We start from the raw sequence: 22,591 nt of genomic DNA on the forward strand, positions 1-22,591 counted from the left end.
TGAAACTTCCGCCCTAAAACTTCCCGAAAGTTTAAAACTTTCGGGAAGTTCAATGTCCTGCTCCCGCACCGCTAATATCAACGGAGCTATTTGAGCCTTGTAGGCGGCTAAAGAAAAACAGCGCGACGGTCAAAATGCTGATGGGTAAAAGTGAAAAATAGAAAGCCGTTTGTCCCCCATAATGTTCAAATACATAACCCGTTATGAGTGAGCCCGTTGTTCCACCCAATGCCGAAAAAATCACAATCAGTCCTGACATAATTCCGTGCTGTTTGACGGGTAATGAGCTCAGAATAAGCGAATTAATGGCAGGGTAAATAGGTGCTAAAAATAACCCAATCATTGGAAAAATGAATGCCGCCACGGGCGCATTTCCCCAGCCTGTCACGGCTGACGTATCTACACCTTCTGCCAGCGGTAGGGCAATCAGTACCAAGCCCGCCGAAATCACCAAGCAGCCAACCAGCACCACCATCCAGTTGAGTCTTTTTAACACAACACCCGCCAAAAAACGACCCAATGCCGTCGCAATCGCCAATAAACTAGCCATTTGAATGCTCAAAGTTGCGGGCAGTTTTAGCACTTTATTATTAAAAGTCGGTAGCCAACTCATGATGCTTTGCTCAATCAAAACGTAGGTAAACGCGCATATCACAAACACCAACACCAAAGGCAAGATGACCAAGCGGAGCATTTCCGCAAAATCTTCAAAAACGGGCTTACTGCTATCGACCTTTAACGATGACTCATCCAGAGGAGTCGTTAGGAGAAGCAAGAAAGCCACCAACGCAATGCCTCCGAGCATATAATACACATTGAGCCAAGCCGTGGGAGTGGATTCGTCCATAAAACTGGTAAAAATAAAGTAGCCAGTTAATATCCCAATCATAAAGAAAGACTCAATGAAATTCATGAGACTGATATGCTCTTTTTTATCCGCCGTCACCAAGCCAATCGTACCATAGACCGACACTTTGATGAGCGCAAAACCCGCACCTGCAACGGCAAAAAGGAGTTTGGTCATTCCAAACGAATGAATGGTAGGCATTAAAAAACAAATCAACGCATTGCCACCCAAGGCAATCAACATAGCACGTTTGTATCCCAATCGGTTGATATAAGAAGCAACTATAAATGATACGGCCGCAATGGTCAAATCTTTGAAAGCTTCGAGCACCGAGGCAGAAGTTTCGGAGACGCCGTAGGTGCGTTGAACTTGCAAAATCACCGTTCCTACGCTATTGAGCAAAATGGCAAAAACGAAATAATTTAGAAAAATCGACAGCTTAACTTTCCAGTACGATTGCATTTAGAGAATTGGTTATGGTTAGACGTTTAAGGGTCGAGCGACAATAGAACGAAAATCGGTGGGAAAAAGGAAGGGGAGCGGTTGAAAGCGCTCCCCTTTCATCATAGGTGAGTGAGATAAAGCCAAGTCCAATTTTTTCACAACAAAATTCAACTTTTTTTTGGTAAAAAAATAAACTTGTATTGTTCAGTTTTTATCCTGTATTAAGAATCTTTTCCTTATTTTTACCAAAAATAGCTTAACACAGGGTATGAAAACTGAATACGAAATTGTCCAACCCGACGAGGGCAGCTCTTTCCGAATCATTCACAACGTTGTTTTGCCTGAGCTTTTTCGTTGGCAATACCACTATCATCCCGAGTACGAAATCGTCAGTGTTTTTGGCGGTTCGGGACGGCGGCACGTGGGGACGCACGTCAGCCAATACGACGACGGCGACTTGGTGTTCATCGGCCCCAACCTCCCGCACTCAGGTTTTGGTCAAGAAGCCATCGGGCCACACGAAGAAATCGTGGTGCAGTTGAAAGAAAATTTTTGGGGCGAACAGTTTTTAGAAATGCCCGAAATGACGCCCATTCGTCAGTTGTTTGCTCGGTCGAAGCAAGGCGTATGTTTTCACGGAGAGACAAAAATCAAAATCCAAAAACGGCTCAAAAAACTCCTTACGTTATCCCCTTTTGAGCGGTTGATGGAGCTTATTCAAATCTTGCACTTGCTGGCGCATACGCAAGACTACTCGCTTCTAAACATGGAAGGACTGAAACTCGAAATTAATTCCAAAGACGAAGCACGGCTGAATCGTATTCTCAAATACGTAGAAGAAAATTACCAAAAACCCGTTGATATTCAAGAAGTAGCCTCGGTAGCTCACTTGGCCGTTCCTTCGTTTTGTCATTATTTCAAAAAAATGATGAACCTTACTTTTACCGATTTTATGAACCAATACCGTGTCAATCAAGCCTGTCGTTTGTTGGCTACTGATAAAAGCATTACCGACGTGAGTTTTGAATGTGGTTTTGGCAACATTGCGTATTTTAATCGCGTCTTCAAAGCCCACAAAAATCAGAGTCCTTCGGTGTATCGAAAGACGCTTACAAATTAGCCGCTACAAAGCTGATTTTGCGCAGAATAAGGTCTTTTTTATTGTACATTTGCTTCAGAAACTTCATCAATCATCCAAAAATCAACCGTTTCGACGGCCTTAACTTACATGCAAGACATTCTTAACGCACTCCGCATCGCGGAATCAAATCATGGTATCAGTACGGGATTAGCCACGTGGGCGGGACAAGGCGAAGAAATCGCTTCGTACTCACCCGTAGATGGTAAACTTATTGGAAAAGTACAATCTGCAAATCGCCAAGACTACGACACCGTCGTAGGACAAGCCCAAGAAGCTTTTAAAACGTGGCGGCTTGTTCCCGCGCCAAAACGCGGCGAAATTGTGCGCCAAATGGGCGAACAGTTTAGAAAATACAAAACCGAATTAGGAACGCTCGTCAGCTACGAAATGGGCAAAAGCCTCCAAGAAGGACTTGGCGAAGTACAAGAGATTATCGACATCTGCGACTTTGCCGTGGGGCTTTCACGCCAATTATACGGCCTGACGATGCACAGCGAACGCCCTTCGCACCGCATGTATGAGCAATGGCATCCCATCGGCATTGTCGGCATTATTTCAGCCTTCAATTTTCCCGTAGCCGTTTGGTCGTGGAATACCATGCTGGCCTGGGTCTGCGGCGATGTCTGCGTGTGGAAACCGTCTGAAAAAACGCCTTTGACGGCCATTGCTTGTCAGCATATTATTCAGGAGGTATTGAAATCCAATGACGTACCCGAAGGAGTTTCGGGGCTGATTGTGGGTGGTCGCGAAGTGGGCGAATGGCTCTCGCATGACGAGCGCATTCCGCTCGTATCCGCCACAGGTAGCACGCGTATGGGGAAAGCCGTCGGGCAAGCAGTAGGTGGGCGTTTGGGACGAAGTTTGTTAGAATTGGGTGGCAACAACGCCATCATCGTTTCGCAACATGCCGATCTCCCCTTGGCCATTCCCGCCATTGTTTTTGGGGCAGTGGGCACGGCAGGGCAGCGTTGCACCACCACTCGCCGCCTAATTATTCACGAAAGTATCTACGAAGATGTCAAGAATCAGTTGGTCAAAGCTTACGGACAGCTTCGCATTGGCAATCCGTTGGACGCTCATAACCACGTTGGCCCTTTGATTGATGAAGCCGCGGTGCAAAGTTACCAATCGGCCGTAGCGCAAGTGGGGGCCTTGGGCGGGACGTTTGCCGTAGAACCCCGCGTCTTATCGGGCGACGACTTTGGGTCGGGTTGTTACGTAAAGCCTTGCATTGCGGAAGTCGAAAATCATTGGCCCGTCGTCCAACACGAAACCTTTGCGCCGATTCTTTATTTAATCAAATACAAAACACTTGACGAAGCCATTGCCTTGCAAAACGGTGTTCCTCAAGGACTCTCGTCGGCCATCTTCACCTTGCATCTGCGCGAAGCGGAGCAATTTTTGAGCCAAACAGGTTCGGATTGCGGCATTGCGAATGTTAATATCGGAACTTCGGGCGCAGAAATTGGGGGAGCTTTTGGGGGAGAAAAAGAAACGGGCGGTGGCCGCGAGTCAGGTTCGGATGCGTGGAAAGCTTACATGCGCCGCCAAACCAATACCATCAATTACGGCACTACGCTACCGCTGGCACAAGGGATAAAGTTTGAGCTTTAGTTTGGAACAAACCACAAGGGTTTGAGAACCCTTGCACACACTTTACGCACATACGCGGGATTTGAGAATCCCGCTCACGCGCGTGCGTTGGGATTCTCAAATCACAACGAAAGGGTTGCTCACAACCCCGATGAAACTATCGGTTTACTATTGCATCCGTCGGCTGGAAGTCTTCCAATCCTGAGCACGAGGCGGAGCCTCGCGCTATTCGTGTTTTTAATCGTAATGAAATCTACATTTTAGAATATGTATCTCTTCATTTTCGTACCTGTAAATTAAGCGATGCTCTTCATCAATTCTTCTTGACCAGAAACCAGAATACTTGTGTTTTAATGGTTCAGGTTTACCAATACCATCAAAAGGATTTCTTGCAATATCTTTCAAGAGTTCATTGATTCTTTTTAACTTCTTTTTATCTGTATTTTGCCAATAAACATAATCTTCCCAAGATTCATCTACAAAGACATATTTCATAGCTCAGTTAAGTCTTTGGCAAATGATTTACCATTTTTAAATTTTTCTATGGCAGAATCTAACCTACGTTCATTTTTTCGAGAAGATAATTCGTGACTAGTAGCCATCAGCGAATTGTATTCTTCTAAAGACATAATGACAATTCCCTCGTCTTTACCTCGATTAATGATTAATGTTTCAAAATTCTGGACTACCTTATCAAGGTAAGATTTGATATCTTTTCTAAAGTCGGAAATAGTTGCCGTTATCATACTTTGTACCATTTGTTGTACAATATTATGTACATATTTTGTGTAATACAAGCAAAATATGAAAAAATCAGGCTATCTTTTTTCGCTTGTCTAGCGGCGGGATTTGAGAATCCCGCTCACACACGGGCGTCGCGTGCGTTGGGATTCTCAAATCCCAACGAGGGGTTGCTCACAACCCCGATGAAACTAGCAGTTTACTGTTGCATCAGTCGGCTGGAAGCCTTTCAATCCTCAGCACGAGGGGGAGCCTCGCGCTATCTTTGCAAAACACTTAAACCAATCCTAAGGCACATATTTAACAGCAACAAGGGTTTGAGAACCCTTGCACACACCTTACGCACATACGTGGGATTTGAGAATCCCGCTCTCTCACGTGCGTTGGGATTCTCAAATCCCAACGAAAGGGTTGCTCACAACCTCATTAACGATAAAGGCTTTTCTTCAAAAACCGCAAGGGTTTGAGAACCCTTGCACACCTTACGCACATACGCGGGATTTGAGAATCCCGCTCACGCGCGTGCATTGGGATTCTCAAATCCCAGTGCATCAATCTTTTGCCAGCTCTTCATCCACTTTTTTCAAAAGGGCGTTGGTTGACTTTTTGGTTATGTTTAAAAACTGTATAGTCACTTTTTTGTAGGTAGAGTTCGCTAGAAGCAAGTTCCTAAGTTTTTTCCCCTTCAAAGCCGTCGCTTTTTCAAATGACGATACTTTATTTAGAGAATCGGCCACCACAGGAAAATAAATGGTCATTTCTGGAATAAGCTGGGTCATCGTATGGGTTTCATCCACTTCACACCACTCTAAACAATTCTGGATGGTGGAAGTATAGTGGTATAAAAAAAGCGTTTTTAAGGAATCGTTTTCAATTAAATTTGTATGTGCCGACTGCTTAATCTCTTCATAAGCAATCAGATTTGGTTTAAACACCAAGTAACTTGCCGCATTGTCAATATATATATCAATACTATCGGTGATTTCTGAGTCCTGTCTAAAATAGGCTAGTTTGTCTATGTTCCGCACAATACCATTACCAAAATTTATCATAAATGTGAGTTGGGTCGTATCTTGAACAAGATTAGCTCTCAAGACAACTAGGTGCTTTTTCATCGTTTCTTTGTCTTGTCTATTTTCTCGCCATTCATCAAAGAAAAAAGAGATTGAAATACCGATAAAAATGACAAGTACTTCTGAGATGTATTTTTCAAGCACACTTTTGAAAAATTGTTTTATTTTTTCGCCTTCCATTTTACAAAAAGTCAATGTTGGATTACTTAGGTTATAAGGTTCACGGTCATTTCCGAAAGTAAGTAACGAAAAATTCTGTTGATTCACCAAGAAACGGGAAAGAATCCTCGCCTTCGCGGGATTTGAGAATCCCGCTCACACACGCGTGCGTTGGGATTCTCAAATCCCAACGAAAGGGTTGCTCACAACCCCCAATCACATAGCACCAAACGAAGATAAACTTTGAATTTAATCAGTAAAACAATAGCCTTGATTTCTCTGGTAGGAGTATTTACCAATAAAATTAAACGGTAGATATTCCCATCTGTTTTTATGAACACCTTGCACATCAATGCTATTCTTGAAAAAATAAAATCGGCCAACGTTGCTGTCTATGGCGACTATTGCCTTGATTCTTACTGGATTATGGACACCCGCAACTCGGAGGTTTCCATCGAAACGGGGCTACAAGCCCAAGCCGTCGAACGTCACTATTATACCCCTGGTGGGGCGGGCAATGTGGTTGCCAATCTAGCCGCCCTTGGGCCTGCTTCTATCAAAGTAATTGGGGTTGTGGGCAATGACATTTTTGGTCGTGAATTAGCGATTCAACTGCAAGCCCTCGGAGCCGACACTAGCTCGCTTTTTGTCCAAAAAGAAGATTTCCAAACGTATTCGTACCTCAAACGCTACGTCGAAGGTGTAGAAGAACCTCGCATCGACTTCGGGGTGTATAATCAGCGTTCGCTCGAAACCGATGAATTGATTTTATCCAGTATTCAATCTGCTTTGGAAAGCTGTGATGCCCTGATTTTCAACCAACAAGTCGTAGGAAGTATCACCAACGATAGTTTTATCGAAAAAGCAAATGCTCTTTTTGACCAATACAGCCACAAAATTATTTTAGTCGATTCTCGTCACTTCAACGAGCGTTTTTCAAACGTTTACCGAAAACTAAACGACGTAGAAGCCGCCCACCTCAATGGCATAGAAGTAGAGCCTCGTACGGTTCTCCCCCGTGCCGATGTCATCAATTACGGGAAAGCCCTGCACAGTTCATCACAAAAACCCGTTTTTGTCACCTGCGGGGCACGAGGCATTACGTCTTTTGACACCACAGGATTCAACGAAGTCCCTGGCCTACAACTCACCAGCCGCCTCGACACCGTAGGCGCGGGCGATACCGTTATCAGCGCCATTACACTCTGCCTTTCGGTGGGGGTGAGTCCAGCCGAAGCCGCCGAGTTTGCCAATTTTGCGGCAGGGGTTACGGTACAAAAACTATTTACCACAGGTACTGCCAATGCACAAGAAATTTTGGCCATCAGCCAAGACCCACACTATGCCTACCAAGTTGACTTAGCCGAAAACCCTCGCCAAGCGGTGTTTTTACCAGAAACGGAAATTGAGCTTTGCGACGAGTCTATTTTAGACCGACTTGGCCACATCAAATACGCCGTTTTTGACCACGATGGCACCATCAGTACCCTCCGCCACGGCTGGGAGGAAATCATGGAACCCGTGATGATGAAGGCGATTTTGGGAAATCACTACGACTCAGTCGATCAAGCGACGTACAACAAAGTGTTACGACAAGTCAAAGAGTTTATCCACAAAACCACTGGTATTCAGACCATTTACCAAATGGAGGGGCTCGTTAACATGGTTCGGGAGGCGGGCTATGTGCCAGAAGAGCAGATTTTGGACAAGTTTGAATACAAACAAATTTACAACGACGCTCTCATGGAATTGGTGGACAAACGCGTTGCCAAACTTCAAGCGGGCGAACTGGATTGGCAGGATTATACCCTCAAAGGTGCGGTGTCATTTTTGCAAGAACTTAAAGCGCGCGGTGTCACCATGTACCTCGCCAGCGGCACCGACGTGGACGATGTTCGCAACGAAGCCACCGTGCTTGGCTATGCTGATTTGTTTGATGGAGGGATTTACGGCGCACTTCGTGAATACACTAAGTTCTCCAAAAAGATGATTATCGAACGCATCATCCGTGAAAACAACCTCAACGGAAACGAATTGGTGGTGTTGGGCGATGGTCCCGACGAAATCCGCGAAGGACGTCGTTCGGGGGGAATTTCGGTGGGGATTGCCAGCAATGAGGTGCAACGTTTTGGGTATAACCTCGATAAACGTCCTCGCCTCGTCAAAGCAGGTGCCCAACTCATTATTCCTGATTTCTCGCAGTATCAAAAGCTTGTCAGTTTGCTTTTTAAAGAAGAAGAAATAACTGAAACGGTGTAAAACTACCTCCTCAAACCTTATAGGTTCTTGAAACCTATAAGGTTTAGACAATTTGAAAATGAAGCACTTTTATACAACCTCTTTTTTGTTTTTAGCTACGTCCTTTCTTTGGTGGGGATGCGGTTCGTCTTCCAAAGACCCCGTCGATTACGTGGACCCGTTCAACGGAACCGATTTCTTTGGGCATACTTTCCCTGGCGCAACGCTCCCCTACGGCATGGTCCAGCTCAGTCCTGACCACGACGTAAAAGGATGGACGTACGCCTCGGGCTATACCTATGCCGACAGCTCAATTATTGGTTTTAGCCACACCCATTTCAGCGGTGTAGGCATGACGACGGGTGGTGACGTGCTCTTGATGCCGATTGTGGGTGACAAAGTACAAACCTCAGCAGGAACGAAAGAAAACCCTGACGCGGGCTATCGCTCCCGTTATGACAAAAAAGACGAAGTAGCCAACCCTGGTTACTATTCGGTTTTCCTCAAAGACCCCAAAGTAAAAGCCGAACTTACTGCTACGACCCGCGTTGGAGTGCATCGTTATACGTTCCCCAAAGCACGAAAAGCGACTATTTTGATGGACATTGGCCACGAAATCGGAGGAAATGCTACGAGTGGGGATTCGTTTGTAAAAATGGTAAACGATTCTACCCTTGAAGGGTACAAGGACGCCAACGGCACAATGGTTTATTTTGTGGCAAAATTTAGTCGCCCTTTTGAGTACTACGGTACGTGGGACAACGATTACATTACGCCCGAATCGGCCGAGGGATATTGGCCTTACAAAACCGAAGAAAAAGGGCTCAATATTGGCTATTTTGTGGGTTATTCTACCAAAAGAGGCGACCAAGTAACGGTCAAAGTGGCGATTTCACACGTGAGCGTGGAGGGTGCTCGCAAAAACTTACAAGCCGAAGTTCCTCATTGGGATTTTGACAAAGTTAAAAATGATGCCCGCGAGTCGTGGAACGAAGAGCTAAAAAAAGTCGCTGTCAAAACCAATGACGAGGCCCAAAAAGAGATTTTTTACACCGCTCTCTACCGCAGTTTATTATCCCAATATACGGGGCAAGACGTCGATGGACAATACATGGGCATGGATCATAAAATCCATAAAGCGGAGAATTACAGCTTTTTTACATCCTTTTCTTGTTGGGACACCTATCGTTCGCAGCATCCGTTGTTGGCCCTTGTTGCGCCTCAGCACGTCAATGATTTTGTCAAATCCATTGGTGCCAAAACCCAAGAATTTGGCTGGCTGCCCGCCCAACATTTCCGCAATACCTACCGCCCAAGCATGGTGGGCGACCACCTGATTCCTGTCGTGGTGGACGCCTATTTTAAAGGTTATCGTGACTGGGACATTGAGGCGCTTTATGCTGCCATGCGCCGCAAAGCCTTGGAGTCACCGCCCGCCACTATTCCTGCCAGCGCAGGCCGAGCTGGTTTAGCTGACTACATCCAACTTGGCTACGCTCCCTGCGACAGAACGACCGAATCGGTGCCTAACACCATGGAATTGGCCTACGACGACTGGTGCATTGCGCGTTTGGCCGAGGCATTGGGCAAAAAAGACGATGCCGCTTTGTTTTACCGTCGCGCCCAAAATTACCGCAATGTCTATGACGCTTCCACCCAATTTATGCGTCCACGCCGTGCCAACGGTGCTTGGTTAGAAGCTTTAGGAACCAATCAGCAAGCCATCGACTCCGTAGGTGAGCATCATTATTACCGCTATTTTGACCCGCTTTTGGTAGGTCGCCGTCCCAACCGCCATTATACCGAGTCAAACGCATGGCAATATTTGTGGTCGGTGCAGCACGATGCCTCTGGTCTGATAAAGCTACTGGGTGGAAATCAAGCTTTTGCCGACCGTTTGGATACATTTTTCAACATGGATGCGTCCATTACCCCGCCCAAATACGTCGGCGTCGTGGGCACCATTGGCCAATATGTTCACGGAAACCAGCCTTCGCACCACGTAGCCTATTTGTATAATTACGCAGCTCAGCCTTGGAAAACTCAGTACTGGGTGCGCGAAGTACTCAAGCGTTTCTACCGCACGGGGCCAGCGGGTTTGTGTGGAAACGAAGACATGGGTTCGCTTTCGTCCTGGTATCTAATGAGTAGCATGGGGCTGTATTCGGTAACGCCTGGAAGTTCGCAATACGTCATCGCCAGTCCGCTGTTTGACGAAGTAAGTTTTGGGGTGAAAGATGGAAAAACGTTCAAAATCATTACCCACAACAATTCTGACAAAAACCGCTACATCCAATCGGCAACCCTCAACGGCAAGCCTTTTGACCGTAGCTGGATTGACCACAGCGAAATCATGGCGGGAGGAGAATTGGTGTTTGAAATGGGTGACCAACCTAATAAAACATGGGCAACGGGTAAAACATCTGTGCCTTACTCTCAGAGTCTTTAGTTTCTTTTACCACATAGAAAACCTAGTTTACTAATGTGGTCTATGTGAAACTTACCTATGATAACTATGTGGTAAAACCAAAAACCAACACAATGAAAATCAACAAATTAGCCCTTCTTTTAGCCGCCTCTCTACTTGCTATTGGGGCACACGCCCAAGAGACCTACGCCGAAAAGCTTGGCTGGCCCAAAGGCGCCAAAGTCGTTATTTTTCACGTTGACGACCCAGGCATGTCCTATTCGTCCAATCAGGGTACCATCAAGTCGGTGGAGCAAGGCGTTGCCACTTCGTGCAGCATCATGTTTCCGTGTGCGTGGTCGGCGAGTTTTGTGAATTACATCAAAAAAAGCAATCCCAATTTGGACGCAGGGGTTCACCTTACCCTTACCTCTGAGTGGCGCGATTACCGCTGGACGCCGCTAGCTGGCTTTCAGAACGTGCCTAGTTTGGTCGATAACGAAGGCAATTTGTGGCACGAAGTAGCTCAAGTGGTGAAAAATGGCACGGCCGACGACGTTGAAAAAGAAATCCGCGCGCAAGTGGAGCGGGCGCTACGCATGGGGCTCAAACCTACGCACCTCGACTCGCACATGGGGACACTCTTTGCACACCAGCCTTTTTTAGAACGCTACATCAAAGTAGGAGCCGAGTACCAGATTCCTGTCATGTTTCCTGGAGGCAACAACAAACTGTTGAAAGAATGCCTCAATTTGCCTGTGGTCAAAAAACTCAAAGCCGAAGGAAAATGGCAAGACGGGATGAAACTTCCTGACCCTGAATTGACGAAATCATCGACGGCAGTGGGACAAAAAATCTGGCAATTGGGCTTACCTGTTTTGGACGATTTGCACACCGTCAGCGGCGACTGGAAACCAGCCACTCCGAACCCATCTCCCGAAGAATGGGGCAAATATAAAGCTCAACAATTCATCGAAACCCTCAATGCCATGCAGCCAGGCTTGGCCATGTTTATCGTCCACAGCAGCGACATCACCGACGCTTTCAAACACATCAGTGCTTCGGGCGGTTCGCGGTATGCCGATATGCTCTCGATGATGAGTCCCGAGTTGAAAGCTTACATTAAATCGAAAGGCATCATTCTCACCACTTGGCGGGAAGTAATGGAACGTCGTAAGAAAGTGAAATAAGCCCTAAACCTATGAGGTTTCGATAACGACGGAAAACAAACCTCATAGGTTTAGCAAGTTTTTAACATAAAAAAGCACCAATGAAATCCCATTTTTCTTTCTTCCTCTTTGCCTTTATTTGTCTCCTTCAAAGCACCTTTGCCCAATCCCCCATCGTTCAATCGACGCTGATTTTTCCACCCCAAGAAAAACACGTCCATGGAAGTAGTCTTGTGGCTTTGCCCAACGGCGATTTTCTTTCGGTATGGTTTTATGGCAGCGGAGAACGTACAGCCGACGATGTAAAAATCATGGGTTCGCGTCTCAAAAAAGGGCAAACGAAATGGAGCGAGCCGTTTGAAATGGCCGATACCCCACACCTCCCCGACTGCAATCCTGTCTTGTTTTTAAACCAAAAAGGCACCTTGTTTTTGGTATGGATTGCCGTACAAGCCAATCAATGGGAACAGTCGATTCTTCGGTTTAAAACATCAACGGATTACAACGGCAACGGTGCGCCCGTTTGGAATTGGCAAGACAATATTTTGCTCAAACCCGACGACCGTTTTGCCAAAGAAGTAGCCGAAAAATTCAAGAAACTACCCGAATACACCGCAGGGTGGGCGGGTTATGCCCCCAAATACGACAACATGGTCATCGAAGCTGCCAAAGATGCCACCAAAAGAAGCATCGGGTGGATGACGCGCATCAAACCGCTTCAATTTGAAAACGGACGCATTGTTTTGCCCCTTTATTCCGACGGCTACAATTTTTCGATGATGGCCATTTCGGACGATTTTGGCGCTACTTGGCGTCCTAGCCTTCCTTTGGTGGGGCGTGGACCGATTCAGCCTGCGTTGGCCGTACGTAAAAACGGCAACCTCATCGCTTACCTCCGCGACAGCGGCGACGCCCCTACGCGCGTTCACGTGAGCGAATCGTCCGACCAAGGGGAATCGTGGACGGCTTCGGTCAAGAGTGACATTCCGAACACCGCGAGTGTCGAATTATTGAATTTGCAAGATGGGCGGTTGGCCTTTCTTGGCAACGACATTGAAGACGGTCGCTACCGTGTCAGCCTGTATCTTTCTGACGACGAGGGCAAAACCTGGAAATGGAAAACCCGCTTAGAAGACCATCCCCGCGACAAAGGCGGTTATTCGTACCCCTGCCTCATCCAAACGACCGACGGGCTTTTGCACATCACTTATTCTGCCCACGCCGACAACAAAAATAAGTCCATCAAATACGTGGTGGTAAATCCAAAAAGAATCAACTAAAGCCGAAACAAAAAGGGTAATGTAAGAGTCAGTGTTCCTGATGAACGTTGGCCTTACATTAGTCCCATTTTACATAGTTTCGCCAGTTATGTTGTTCTTTGAACCCCAACACCTCACGAATTTTCCGATTGGAAAACAGCGCTTCGTGTTCTTCCAATTCGCGCGTGAGGGGCACATTTGAAAAAAACCGTTCGGCTAGTTCTTTGCTCGGGATAACCGCGCCATTATGATCATTTCCCGCATTAAACACTTGGTAACCAAGGCCGTCTTTTTTTAAACACAAATCCACAATTTGCCCCAAATCCCGAGCATCTATGTAACAAAAAGCATTTCGACGGCGTACTTCGGGCTGGTTGAAATAATGAGGGAATAATTCAGCGTATTCATGTGGTTCAATCACATTTCCGATACGAAGTGCGTAAATATCAAATCCTGAGCGACGCTGAAAACTTCGGGCGGTTTTTTCATTTACTACCTTCGACAACCCGTAGCTATCCATCGGGTCAACGTCGTAATCTTCTTCCAATGGCAACGAATGAGGATCAGTTGCACCATCCGAAAAACATATACCATACGTAGTCTCCGACGATGCAATGATAATCTTCTTAATACCTAATTTTACGGCCGCTTCAATCACGTTATAAGTTCCTACGGTATTGACCCGAAACGTTTCATTATCAGGCTTTAGCAAGATGCGTGGAACTGCCGCAAAATGCACCACTGCATCAAATTTTGGCACCCCAGTACCTGGTTCTAGCTCTTCAAACCCCGTGTAGGAAGTCATTGCATTAAACATTTGCCCCGAATCGGTAATATCGGCGGTTAGGTTAGCTACCCCTGGATGATGCAACGGCGTTAAATCTAGGTTCAACACTTTATGTCCTTGTTCGAGCAGGTACGGAATGACGTGTTTTCCAGCTTTTCCTGAGCCTCCCGTAAATAATATTCGCATTGTTGTGATTGATTTGTGTAATTTGAATAACAGTATTGATAACAACCCCTAGGCTAGTAAAGTTAGCTGCTTTATATTTAACCACTAAGGCACTAAGTGTCACTAAGAAGAGTAATATCTTAGTGACACTTAGTGCCTTAGTGGTTATAAAAATCTACAATTTCTTCAAAATCTTCACCAGTTTTTTCGTAATCACCTCATAACCAGCATCAGAGGGATGTAGGCCGTCGTAAGTCATGGCGATGGATTCGACGGGGTAAGGGTACTCATCTGTCTCGGGGTTAAACGGAATATTCACAAAATCGGGATACGAATAGTTTCTGTATTGTCCCGTCTGTGGGTCTTTGAGTCGCTTAAACTTCACCAATTTAGAATGTCCTAATTTTTTATCGTGGTACAAATCCACGACGGGTAGCTTCTCCCGCTCCCCAATGGCCTTGATGGCGTCCGCAAACTGCTCCAAGTATTGCCCTTTTTTGTCTTTGTACGACCCGTAAGCATTATTCTTGAAGTTGGCGATATACACAAAGTCCACGCGTTGAAGCGGCGTTATCAGAATGATTTTTGCGTCGGGATTGAGGCTCCGAAATTTGTTGATAATAATCCGAAACGAACCGTAGAGCGTCCCAAATCCCGTGTTGTTTTCGTAGTCAGCCATCGTACCCACGGGTCGGCCTCCCCACCAATCGTTCGTTCCTAAAAAGACGGAATAAACGTCGGCCTTGACCAAATTAAGGCTTTCGATTTTTTCCGCAATACGCGCGGCCGTCCAGCCATTATGACCTTGATTAATGTACTGAATATGAGGCAATTTCTCCGTCACCATCGTCATGTAGCCTTTGGTGATGCGGTTGCCCGTTTCATTTTGGTGTTCGTTGAGGTAAGTAATCGAATCTCCCAACGCCACCCACGTCATTTTTTCGGGGGCAAAGCAGCAAAAGAGAAAAATCAATACGGGAGCAATGAGCCATTTTTTCATGTGTAGTGCGTTTAGCTTTAAAAGCGCTTTGGGCCCGTTTTTTAACGGGGGCTTTGCTGTATTTACACTATATCACTGAATGTTAGCTTATTACAAAATTTCTAGTATTTTATTACACAGGGACTTTTCTAACAAATCACTTTTCAGGAGACAATTTTTGTTGAATATTAACGACAAAGTCAATAGTCACTCCTGCAATTTTGGCAATTTTATCCAAAGCCATATCAGTCTCTTTTAATAAATTTTCAACGATTTTTCTTTTGGCTTTGACTACAAAATAGTCGTTTTCTTCGTTTAAATATTTTGAGATACTTTCCATGATTTCGTCGATTTGCAAATCTAATTTACGCAGTTCCGCTAATATACGCAACTGATTTATGTATTTCTTTAACGTCAAATCCGTGTCAGTTGTTTCTTCAAGTCGGTCAACTATATTTTCAATCGCTGTTTCAGGTTTATCTGCACCAAAATTACTTAGTACGGCAAAAACAATTTCTTCAGGCTTCTCCGACCTCAAAAACAATTGATAATCAATAACTTTAATAGAACGAAGATGATATCTAAAACTCAAATCTTCCATTAAAAGTTCTGTTTCCATTTGAGGAATGGTTTTGCCCAGAAATATAACAAACTGACGAATTGGCAATTTATATTTACGGGCAAGCATAATATAATAATCTGCCATTCTGTAAACCATCTCTGGTTCATCAGCTACTTGAAACTCAATTTGTAACACAAAGGTATTACCCAAACTATCCGTTACTTTTTTAAGTACATCAGGTTTTCGTTCTTTGGTATGTTGAATATCGTCGGGCAGTTCTTCTAAAGAAATCGCAGTAATCCCAAGGACATTTTCCATCAAGCTTGGAATGACAACCTCTATATTTTCTTTAAAAATTTTGTCGTATTGATTGGCTTGCTTCCTTTTCTGATTCATTGTACAAAAATACACAGATTTAGAGTATTACGAGTAGCTTAGATTCCAAAAATTGAATCCCCAAAATAGCCCTTGGTGCTTAAATCTGCGTATTCTAAAAAGTTACTGTTACACCAATCACCTAAATAATGAGAGTATTCTTCCCCATTTTTTTATTCTCGGTACTATGTACTTTGAACCTAGTCGCCCAAAAACCCAAGCAACCTGTACACCGAGACACGCCTTTTACGCAAGACTACGCCATCAAGTATTATTTCAAAGACAGCGTTGAGCCGCTTCGTGTTTTCACTGACCGCAATGGAACCATCAAAATCAGTACAAAAACGGGTTTGTTCCAACCTCATGCGGGGCAGTTGCTCTATCCTGGCACGTTAGAAAAAGATGTTTCTTACCGCCCCATTGCCGATAAAAAAATCGCGAACTTATCGCTTTATCAGCAGCAGTTTGTTTTGATTGACAACAAATCGGTTTTGAGCGATGCTTGGGCAGGCAAGTTGTTTCTCAAACATTCACTCCCCGACGCCCACCTCTTCGCAGGCGGCAGTGACTTTAATTTCCTCATTGCCAACGGTTCACAGGTAGAATACCTTCCCAAACAAGGAACGGGTTGGAAGGAAACGGGGCTCGAAGGACGCGTTTTGGACATCAAATACTCCAACGGACAGTTTTATGTACTGACCGACAAAGCGGTGTATTCGGTTGCGGAAGGGGCCAAAGCAGTGAAAAAAGTCTATGCTGCCGATAACCTCACGGCCTTGGAAGTCACTGTTTCCAAACTCGTTGTAGGCACTAAAAATGGGTATTTGGAACTGGATAAAACGGGTAAAGTCACCACGCCACTCCAGCAAAAACTTCCCTCGGTCGACATCACTTGCATCACGGCCATTGGCAATCAGCTTTGGTTTGGTTCGAGCGAGGGAGCTTTTTACCAAAAACCTGACGGAAAATTTAGCTATTATGCTTCCGAACGTTGGCTTCCGTCCAACCAAGTGACGCATATCGCCCAAGGCGAAGATGGTTCCATTTTGGTATTGACCGACAAAGGGCTTGGAAAAATTATGTTCACCAAAATGACGCTCCAAGAAAAAGCTACGTTCTACGAAAAACAAGTGCGCACTCGCCACATTCGGGATGGCTTTAATGGCACGCTCGGGCGCATGAAAAACGGAAATTTGGCCACGGGGACATTGCAAGATTCCGACAACGACGGCCTTTGGACTTCCATGTATTTGGGCGGGCAAATCTTCCGCTACGCCGCCACCAAAGACCCACAAGCCCTCCAAAACTGCCGCGAATCGTTGGATGCCATGGAACGGCTGTACGACATCAATAAAATCCCTGGTTTTCCGTCGCGGTCGTATGAACGTACAGGCTACAAATACGAAGACAAACCGTGGCGCCGTACCGACGATCCCGAATGGGATTGGAAGTCCACGACAAGCAGCGACGAAGTGATTGGACACATTTTTGCGTTTGGTGCCATGGCCGAGTTGATTGACGACAAAGACCTTAAATCACGCTCTATTGCGTTGATTGACACGTTGATGAGCCACATCATCAAAAATGACATGTATTTGGTGGACTGGGACGGCAAACCTACCCTTTGGGGAAAATGGCACCCCGATTATGTCAACAACTTCCCCATCAACGTGGGTGACCGCAAGCTCAATTCATCCAACATCGTAGCCATGCTCCAAACGGCCTATCATTTTACCAAAAAAGAAAAATACAAGGCCAAGGCATTTGAGTTGATGAAAAAACATGGGTACTACGAAAACCTGATGCGTCCCATGAAAATCATCGGACAAGCTCCTGGTAATGCCAGCGATTGGAGCAAGATGCTTTCGGGCGACTGGAATCACTCCGACGATGAAATGTACTACATGGGTTATTGGGGCTTGTATCGCTACGCGTTTAATGACACATTGAAGGCCAATTACAAGAAAGCCATCGTGGACCACTGGCAATTTGAGCGCCCCGAAAAAGATGGTCTATGGAATATTTTGACGGCTATCACAGGCATTCAAGATTTTGATTTGGAAGAATCGGTCTGGTATTTACAGGAATATCCACTCGATATGATTGATTGGACGATAAAAAATAGCCACCGCAAAGACATTGAACTATTGCCCCCCAATTTTATCGAACAAACCACCAAAGAAGTACTTCCTCCCGACGAGCTGGGCATTATTCGCCACAACAACAGTCGGTTTATTTTAGACCGAAACGGGCGTGGTAGTTCAGAAATGAGCGCGGGAGATATTTGGCTGCTTCCTTACTGGGCTGGACGATATTTAGGCGTTATTAGTGGCGCTACGACCAATACCGTCAAGAAATAACATTTTTCAACTCTTACTCCAACGCAGGCTACGCTATGAAGTGGCCTGCGTTTTTTTTATATACCTAAATGGCATAAATATACGTATAGCAAGTTACGTTCCACTTTTCGTGTCCCACTATCTTCACCCCAATTTACCCCCTCCAATTTTCATGTACGAAATAAGGGGTTTTATGTACAAATGCACCCCTTTCATAAAAAAATTGGAATCGGACTTTAAAATACTATTTTTGGAATATAATTTTGTTGTACTGATAGTGCCGCCGATTTTCGGCAAGGGTACTTAGTTATCTCACATCGACGGTTATTGAAACTCTTATGCGAAATGATTTTTGTACCTAAAAACCCATTACAATGACTAAAGCAGAATTGGTAACGCGTATTTATCGACAAACCGACCGTACCAAAACCGAAGTAGAGACAACGCTCGATGCGATGTTTGACGTCATCAAAGACTCACTGAGCCAACACCAAATTATTTATGTGCGCGGTTTTGGCAATTTCCAAAACAAACACCGTGCAAAACGGACGGCGCGCAATGTAAAACGGAATACCCTTGTTGAGGTAGAAGCACACGAATACCCTACTTTTAAGCCTTCAAAAATTTTTATTGAAGAAGTTAAAAAAAGCCTCCTTGAGCCTAGCCTATAACAAATGAAGGGCGTTGGCAATTGCCAACACCCTTCTACTTTGTGCCGCAGTTATAGGATACGACTTATCAGGTTTCCCTCAATGTGTTTGCGCGTAATTTGGTTGCGGTATTGCTCCCCAATCGGTATTGAATCGCCAGAGGTTAAAACAATTTCGTTTTTTGTAATAACCTGAATCGCCGAACGATGGACCAAATAGGAACGATGCACCCGCATAAATACCTCGCTACGAAGTTGCTCCTCCATTTTTGAAATAGACACAATCGGAGAGTATGACGCCTGCTTTGTCACAATTTGCAGGTAATTTTCCTGTGCTTTCATGTAGAGCACCTCCTTGTAGGCGATTTGTATGTAACTAGAATTCTCTCTAACAAAGAAGTAAGGCTCAACGTGGCTGGCGTCTTCCACATTCACAAAACGTTCTTTTACCTTCTCAATCGCCTTCAAAAAGCGGTCTAATTCAAGCGGTTTTAGCAAAAAATCCACTGGCGATACCTCATAACAATCCAAGGCATAGTCACGATGTGCTGTTACAAATATAACAAATGGGCGGTGGCGGATGCTTTTTACAAAGCTTAAGCCTGACATTTCGGGCATTTCAATGTCACAAATCAGCAAATCGACTTCGACATCGCTCATTTTGCTGTAGCCTTCCATCGCAGACCCACACACGCCCACAAGCTCCAAATTGGGGTGCATTTGTACAAATTTCCCAATGATTTTTTGCCAGTTTATATCATCATCAACAACCAGTGTATTGATTTTCATGAACGAATTTTTCTTTAAAATTACGATTCTTTTGGTTTTGAAATCAATAGCATACCTAAAAATACAATTGCACCATTCAGCATAAGCCGTTCAAAACCAATTTTGTACCCATCAAACCATGCCTCCGAATTTTGATTGAGCACGTACGTAATTATCGGCCCCAAGACACAAACGATGGGCGTCAGGCGGTCTTTTACCGAACGTTTGGTGTATAGCCCAAATGCAAATAAGCCCAGCAACGGCCCATAGGTATAGCCAGCAATGTCAAAAATAGCCGTAATTACTTCTTTGCTGTTGAGTTGGTTGAAAAGTACAATGACCACATAAAACAACAACGAAAACCCAATGTGAACCCAGTGCTTGATGCGCGCGCGTTCTTTTTCGGGTTTGTTGGTTACGTTCATAAAATCAATGCAAAAAGACGTTGTCAGGGCCGTAAGTGCCGAATCCGAGCTTGCATAGGTAGCAGCCGTAATCCCAATCAAAAACGTAATTGCCACCACAACTCCCGCAGTCCCTTCATTTACACCAAAATGATTCAAAGCCAACATCGAATAAAGCTCATCGGTACGTTCTGGCAAGGGAATATTTTTGGCTTGGGCATAAAAATACAACAACACCCCAAGGCTCATAAACATCAGGTTGACGAAGGTCAATGTAATGGTAAACCAAAACATGTTTTTCTGGGCTTCACCGATGTTTTTACAAGTCAGGTTTTTTTGCATCAAATCTTGGTCCATGCCCGTCATGGTAATGGCAATAAACGCCCCCGACAAAAATTGTTTCCAGAAATATTTACTGTCATTTGGGTCATCGAAAAAGAAAATGCGTGCATATTCGCTATCAGCCACTGCAGATACCATTCCTCCAAAAGAAAAATTCAGCTCGCCCGAAACTAAGTAAATGGTGAGCGCGACCGCCGTAATCAGAAACGTCGTTTGGAGCGTATCAGTAATAATAATGGTTTTGACCCCACCCTTGAAAGTATAAACCCAAATAAGTGCAATTGTGATCAAAACGGATACTTCAAAGGGAATCCCAAGGCCGTTGTACATGGCCAATTGAAGAACTTGCGCCGCTACGTACAGCCGAACTGCCGAGCCGAGTGTGCGCGAAAGCAGGAAAAAAGCAGCCCCAGATTTGTACGCCCACTTGCCGAAACGTTGTTCGAGGTAAGTATATATAGAAACCAGATTCAGCCGATAATAGAGTGGCATAAGCACGGTTCCGATAAATATATATCCCAGAATATATCCAAGGACAACTTGAAAATAGGAAAATTGAATTTTTCCAACCGCCCCAGGAACAGAAATAAACGTGACCCCCGATAAAGAGGTACCAATCATCCCAAAAGCGACTAAATACCACGGTGACTGCTTATTAGCTGTAAAAAAAGTATTGGTGTCTGCCCCTTTGGAGGTATAAATGGAGATTGCAATGAGCATTGCAAAATAAATGACGAGAATGATAAGAGCTACATATGGACTCATAGAATGGAACAAATAAGGTTAGAATGTGTTTATACCTTTTGCAAACCTATACGATTTTTCGTAAATTTGTTATATCAGTTCATTAACTATACAAATCTTTGCACATGCAACTGTTTGAAATGCCCGAAGTCGATGTAGTCGAAGAAGTAGAGCAAAAAGTAGTGGAAACCGACCTTTATAGTCTAGTGGTTTTCAACGACGAGGTGAATACATTTGATTGGGTGATCGAAACCCTCATGGATGTTTGCGAACATACCCCCGAACAAGCAGAACAGTGTACCATTATCATTCATTACAAAGGCAAATGCCGCGTAAAAAATGGTTCTTGGGAAGAGCTGGTGCCCAAACGCCAAGAGATTTGTCGCCGTGGTATTTCGGCAGAAATACTTTAGTAATTCTGCCTTTTCTTTACTTCTTATTCGCCGCTTTCTCCAAACAGTGCTTTCAATTCGGTGGCATCACTGGGTTTCATTCGCCCTGCCAAAACCAACCGTAATTGCCGACGACGCAACGCGCTCTGAAAAAAGCTTTGCTCTTCTTCTGTTTCAGCAATCACGGGCGCAACTTCGATGGGTCGCCCGCTTTGGTCAACCGCTACAAAAGTGTAAAAAGCAGAGTTGGTATGCACAGCCGCCTCTCCCGCTGAAAGGTTTTGGGCGCTTACTTTGATGTGAACTTCCATCGACGACGTAAAGGCACGGGTAACTTGCGCCTCAAACGTTACGATGTTTCCTAACTTGATCGGCTCGGCAAAAGATACGTTGTCAACCGAAGCCGTCACTACTGTTCGATGCGCGTGTTTCTGGGCAGTGATTGCCGCACAAATGTCCATCCAATGAAGCAACCGCCCTCCCATGAGGTTGTTGAGGGTATTGGTATCGTTGGGCAATACCATTTCGGTCATGATGGTGTGTGACTCGCTGGCTTTTTTGGGAAGAGGCATAATTGGAATGTCGAATTTAGAATGTTGATTGTCGAATGTAATACAGGCAACAAAAGTAATTCTAAACTCTCAAACCACAACTTTCCGAACCATTTCAGTATATTGGCTGTTATTTCGGTAATCTAACATTCTAGGATTATGAGTCAATTCATGGTAGAATTTACCCTCCCTGACGAAATGACGAAGGAGTTTTTAGCGAAAATCCCGCGTCAACGTCAAAAAATCAATCATTTGATGGAGACGGGAAAAATTACGTCGTACGCCCTTTCGTCCGATCGGACCAAGCTTTGGTGCGTTATCAAAGCCGACACCGAATTGCACGTTTTGGAAATTCTTTCGCAGTTTCCGTTGATTGATTTTATGGAGCCCACGATTTCGGAATTGATGTTTAATAATACCGCAACGGCCGTAAAACTCCCGATGTTTTCGCTCAATTAGTCGA

At 44.9% G+C, this 22,591-nt stretch carries 20 protein-coding genes; 10 read left to right on the forward strand and 10 right to left on the reverse strand.

What is annotated here, in order from left to right:
• Window positions 1-49: 49 nt before the first annotated feature.
• The gene (locus tag AC23N5_RS25965) at window positions 50-1,309 is read right to left on the reverse strand and encodes an MFS transporter (protein ID WP_183978662.1); all 1,260 of its coding nucleotides are present in this window, start codon (window positions 1,307-1,309) and stop codon (window positions 50-52) included.
• Window positions 1,310-1,559: 250 nt separating this feature from the next.
• On the opposite strand from AC23N5_RS25965, the gene AC23N5_RS25970 reads away from it, so the two are divergent.
• Both AC23N5_RS25970 and amaB read left to right on the forward strand, forming a co-directional pair.
• Window positions 1,560-2,411, forward strand: a complete 852-nt coding sequence (locus tag AC23N5_RS25970; RefSeq protein WP_487757775.1) for a helix-turn-helix domain-containing protein — start codon at window positions 1,560-1,562, stop codon at window positions 2,409-2,411.
• A gap of 108 nt (window positions 2,412-2,519) precedes the next feature.
• A complete protein-coding gene (gene amaB / locus AC23N5_RS25975; RefSeq protein ID WP_487757776.1) occupies window positions 2,520-4,046 on the forward strand; it encodes an L-piperidine-6-carboxylate dehydrogenase in 1,527 nt (508 codons plus the stop codon).
• A gap of 216 nt (window positions 4,047-4,262) precedes the next feature.
• Here the strand turns inward: amaB and AC23N5_RS25980 are convergent, their stop codons facing one another.
• The 3 genes from AC23N5_RS25980 to AC23N5_RS25990 all read right to left on the reverse strand — a co-directional run bounded on the left by AC23N5_RS25980 (window position 4,263) and on the right by AC23N5_RS25990 (window position 6,019).
• Window positions 4,263-4,520: a Txe/YoeB family addiction module toxin gene (locus AC23N5_RS25980; RefSeq protein WP_487757777.1), complete on the reverse strand. Its 258-nt coding sequence runs from the start codon at window positions 4,518-4,520 to the stop codon at window positions 4,263-4,265.
• A complete protein-coding gene (locus AC23N5_RS25985) occupies window positions 4,517-4,771 on the reverse strand; it encodes a type II toxin-antitoxin system Phd/YefM family antitoxin (RefSeq protein WP_183978654.1) in 255 nt (84 codons plus the stop codon). The genes AC23N5_RS25980 and AC23N5_RS25985 overlap by 4 nt, the downstream gene beginning before the upstream one ends.
• 546 nt (window positions 4,772-5,317) lie before the next feature.
• On the reverse strand, window positions 5,318-6,019 hold the full coding sequence (locus AC23N5_RS25990) for a hypothetical protein (RefSeq protein WP_487757778.1): 702 nt from the start codon (window positions 6,017-6,019) through the stop codon (window positions 5,318-5,320).
• Window positions 6,020-6,331: 312 nt separating this feature from the next.
• Here AC23N5_RS25990 and AC23N5_RS25995 point away from each other — a divergent pair, with 312 nt between their 5' ends.
• The 4 genes from AC23N5_RS25995 (at window position 6,332) to AC23N5_RS26010 (ending at window position 13,092) form a co-directional block, all read left to right on the forward strand.
• Entirely contained in the window at window positions 6,332-8,257 is a 1,926-nt protein-coding gene (locus AC23N5_RS25995) for a PfkB family carbohydrate kinase (protein ID WP_487757779.1), read from the forward strand.
• Between the two features lie 58 nt (window positions 8,258-8,315).
• Entirely contained in the window at window positions 8,316-10,685 is a 2,370-nt protein-coding gene (locus AC23N5_RS26000) for a GH92 family glycosyl hydrolase (protein ID WP_487757780.1), read from the forward strand.
• A 92-nt stretch (window positions 10,686-10,777) separates the two neighbouring features.
• On the forward strand, window positions 10,778-11,833 hold the full coding sequence (locus tag AC23N5_RS26005) for a polysaccharide deacetylase family protein (RefSeq protein ID WP_487757781.1): 1,056 nt from the start codon (window positions 10,778-10,780) through the stop codon (window positions 11,831-11,833).
• A gap of 80 nt (window positions 11,834-11,913) precedes the next feature.
• The gene (locus AC23N5_RS26010; protein WP_487757782.1) at window positions 11,914-13,092 is read left to right on the forward strand and encodes a sialidase family protein; all 1,179 of its coding nucleotides are present in this window, start codon (window positions 11,914-11,916) and stop codon (window positions 13,090-13,092) included.
• A 58-nt stretch (window positions 13,093-13,150) separates the two neighbouring features.
• Here the strand turns inward: AC23N5_RS26010 and AC23N5_RS26015 are convergent, their stop codons facing one another.
• The 3 genes from AC23N5_RS26015 to AC23N5_RS26025 all read right to left on the reverse strand — a co-directional run bounded on the left by AC23N5_RS26015 (window position 13,151) and on the right by AC23N5_RS26025 (window position 15,960).
• Complete coding sequence (locus AC23N5_RS26015) at window positions 13,151-14,044, reverse strand: NAD-dependent epimerase/dehydratase family protein (RefSeq protein ID WP_183978642.1); 894 nt, start codon at window positions 14,042-14,044, stop codon at window positions 13,151-13,153.
• Window positions 14,045-14,198: 154 nt separating this feature from the next.
• Complete coding sequence (locus AC23N5_RS26020) at window positions 14,199-15,023, reverse strand: SGNH/GDSL hydrolase family protein (protein WP_487757783.1); 825 nt, start codon at window positions 15,021-15,023, stop codon at window positions 14,199-14,201.
• A 136-nt stretch (window positions 15,024-15,159) separates the two neighbouring features.
• Window positions 15,160-15,960: an RpnC/YadD family protein gene (locus tag AC23N5_RS26025; protein ID WP_487757784.1), complete on the reverse strand. Its 801-nt coding sequence runs from the start codon at window positions 15,958-15,960 to the stop codon at window positions 15,160-15,162.
• A 128-nt stretch (window positions 15,961-16,088) separates the two neighbouring features.
• Here AC23N5_RS26025 and AC23N5_RS26030 point away from each other — a divergent pair, with 128 nt between their 5' ends.
• Both AC23N5_RS26030 and AC23N5_RS26035 read left to right on the forward strand, forming a co-directional pair.
• The gene (locus AC23N5_RS26030; protein ID WP_487757785.1) at window positions 16,089-18,299 is read left to right on the forward strand and encodes a hypothetical protein; all 2,211 of its coding nucleotides are present in this window, start codon (window positions 16,089-16,091) and stop codon (window positions 18,297-18,299) included.
• Between the two features lie 353 nt (window positions 18,300-18,652).
• Window positions 18,653-18,949 (forward strand): HU family DNA-binding protein, encoded by a 297-nt coding sequence (locus AC23N5_RS26035; protein ID WP_028527200.1) that lies wholly within the window; start codon window positions 18,653-18,655, stop codon window positions 18,947-18,949.
• Window positions 18,950-18,999: 50 nt separating this feature from the next.
• Here the strand turns inward: AC23N5_RS26035 and AC23N5_RS26040 are convergent, their stop codons facing one another.
• Entirely contained in the window at window positions 19,000-19,716 is a 717-nt protein-coding gene (locus AC23N5_RS26040) for a LytR/AlgR family response regulator transcription factor (RefSeq protein ID WP_183978636.1), read from the reverse strand.
• A 20-nt stretch (window positions 19,717-19,736) separates the two neighbouring features.
• A complete protein-coding gene (locus tag AC23N5_RS26045; RefSeq protein WP_487757786.1) occupies window positions 19,737-21,206 on the reverse strand; it encodes a sodium:solute symporter in 1,470 nt (489 codons plus the stop codon).
• A 104-nt stretch (window positions 21,207-21,310) separates the two neighbouring features.
• Here AC23N5_RS26045 and AC23N5_RS26050 point away from each other — a divergent pair, with 104 nt between their 5' ends.
• Window positions 21,311-21,598, forward strand: coding sequence for an ATP-dependent Clp protease adaptor ClpS (locus AC23N5_RS26050; RefSeq protein WP_028527197.1), 288 nt, complete (start codon window positions 21,311-21,313; stop codon window positions 21,596-21,598).
• Window positions 21,599-21,621: 23 nt separating this feature from the next.
• Here the strand turns inward: AC23N5_RS26050 and AC23N5_RS26055 are convergent, their stop codons facing one another.
• Complete coding sequence (locus AC23N5_RS26055; RefSeq protein WP_028527196.1) at window positions 21,622-22,149, reverse strand: acyl-CoA thioesterase; 528 nt, start codon at window positions 22,147-22,149, stop codon at window positions 21,622-21,624.
• Window positions 22,150-22,287: 138 nt separating this feature from the next.
• On the opposite strand from AC23N5_RS26055, the gene AC23N5_RS26060 reads away from it, so the two are divergent.
• Window positions 22,288-22,587 (forward strand): muconolactone Delta-isomerase family protein, encoded by a 300-nt coding sequence (locus AC23N5_RS26060; protein WP_487757787.1) that lies wholly within the window; start codon window positions 22,288-22,290, stop codon window positions 22,585-22,587.
• Window positions 22,588-22,591: the final 4 nt, after the last annotated feature.

The organism is Runella sp. R5_40 (genome assembly GCF_057652295.1).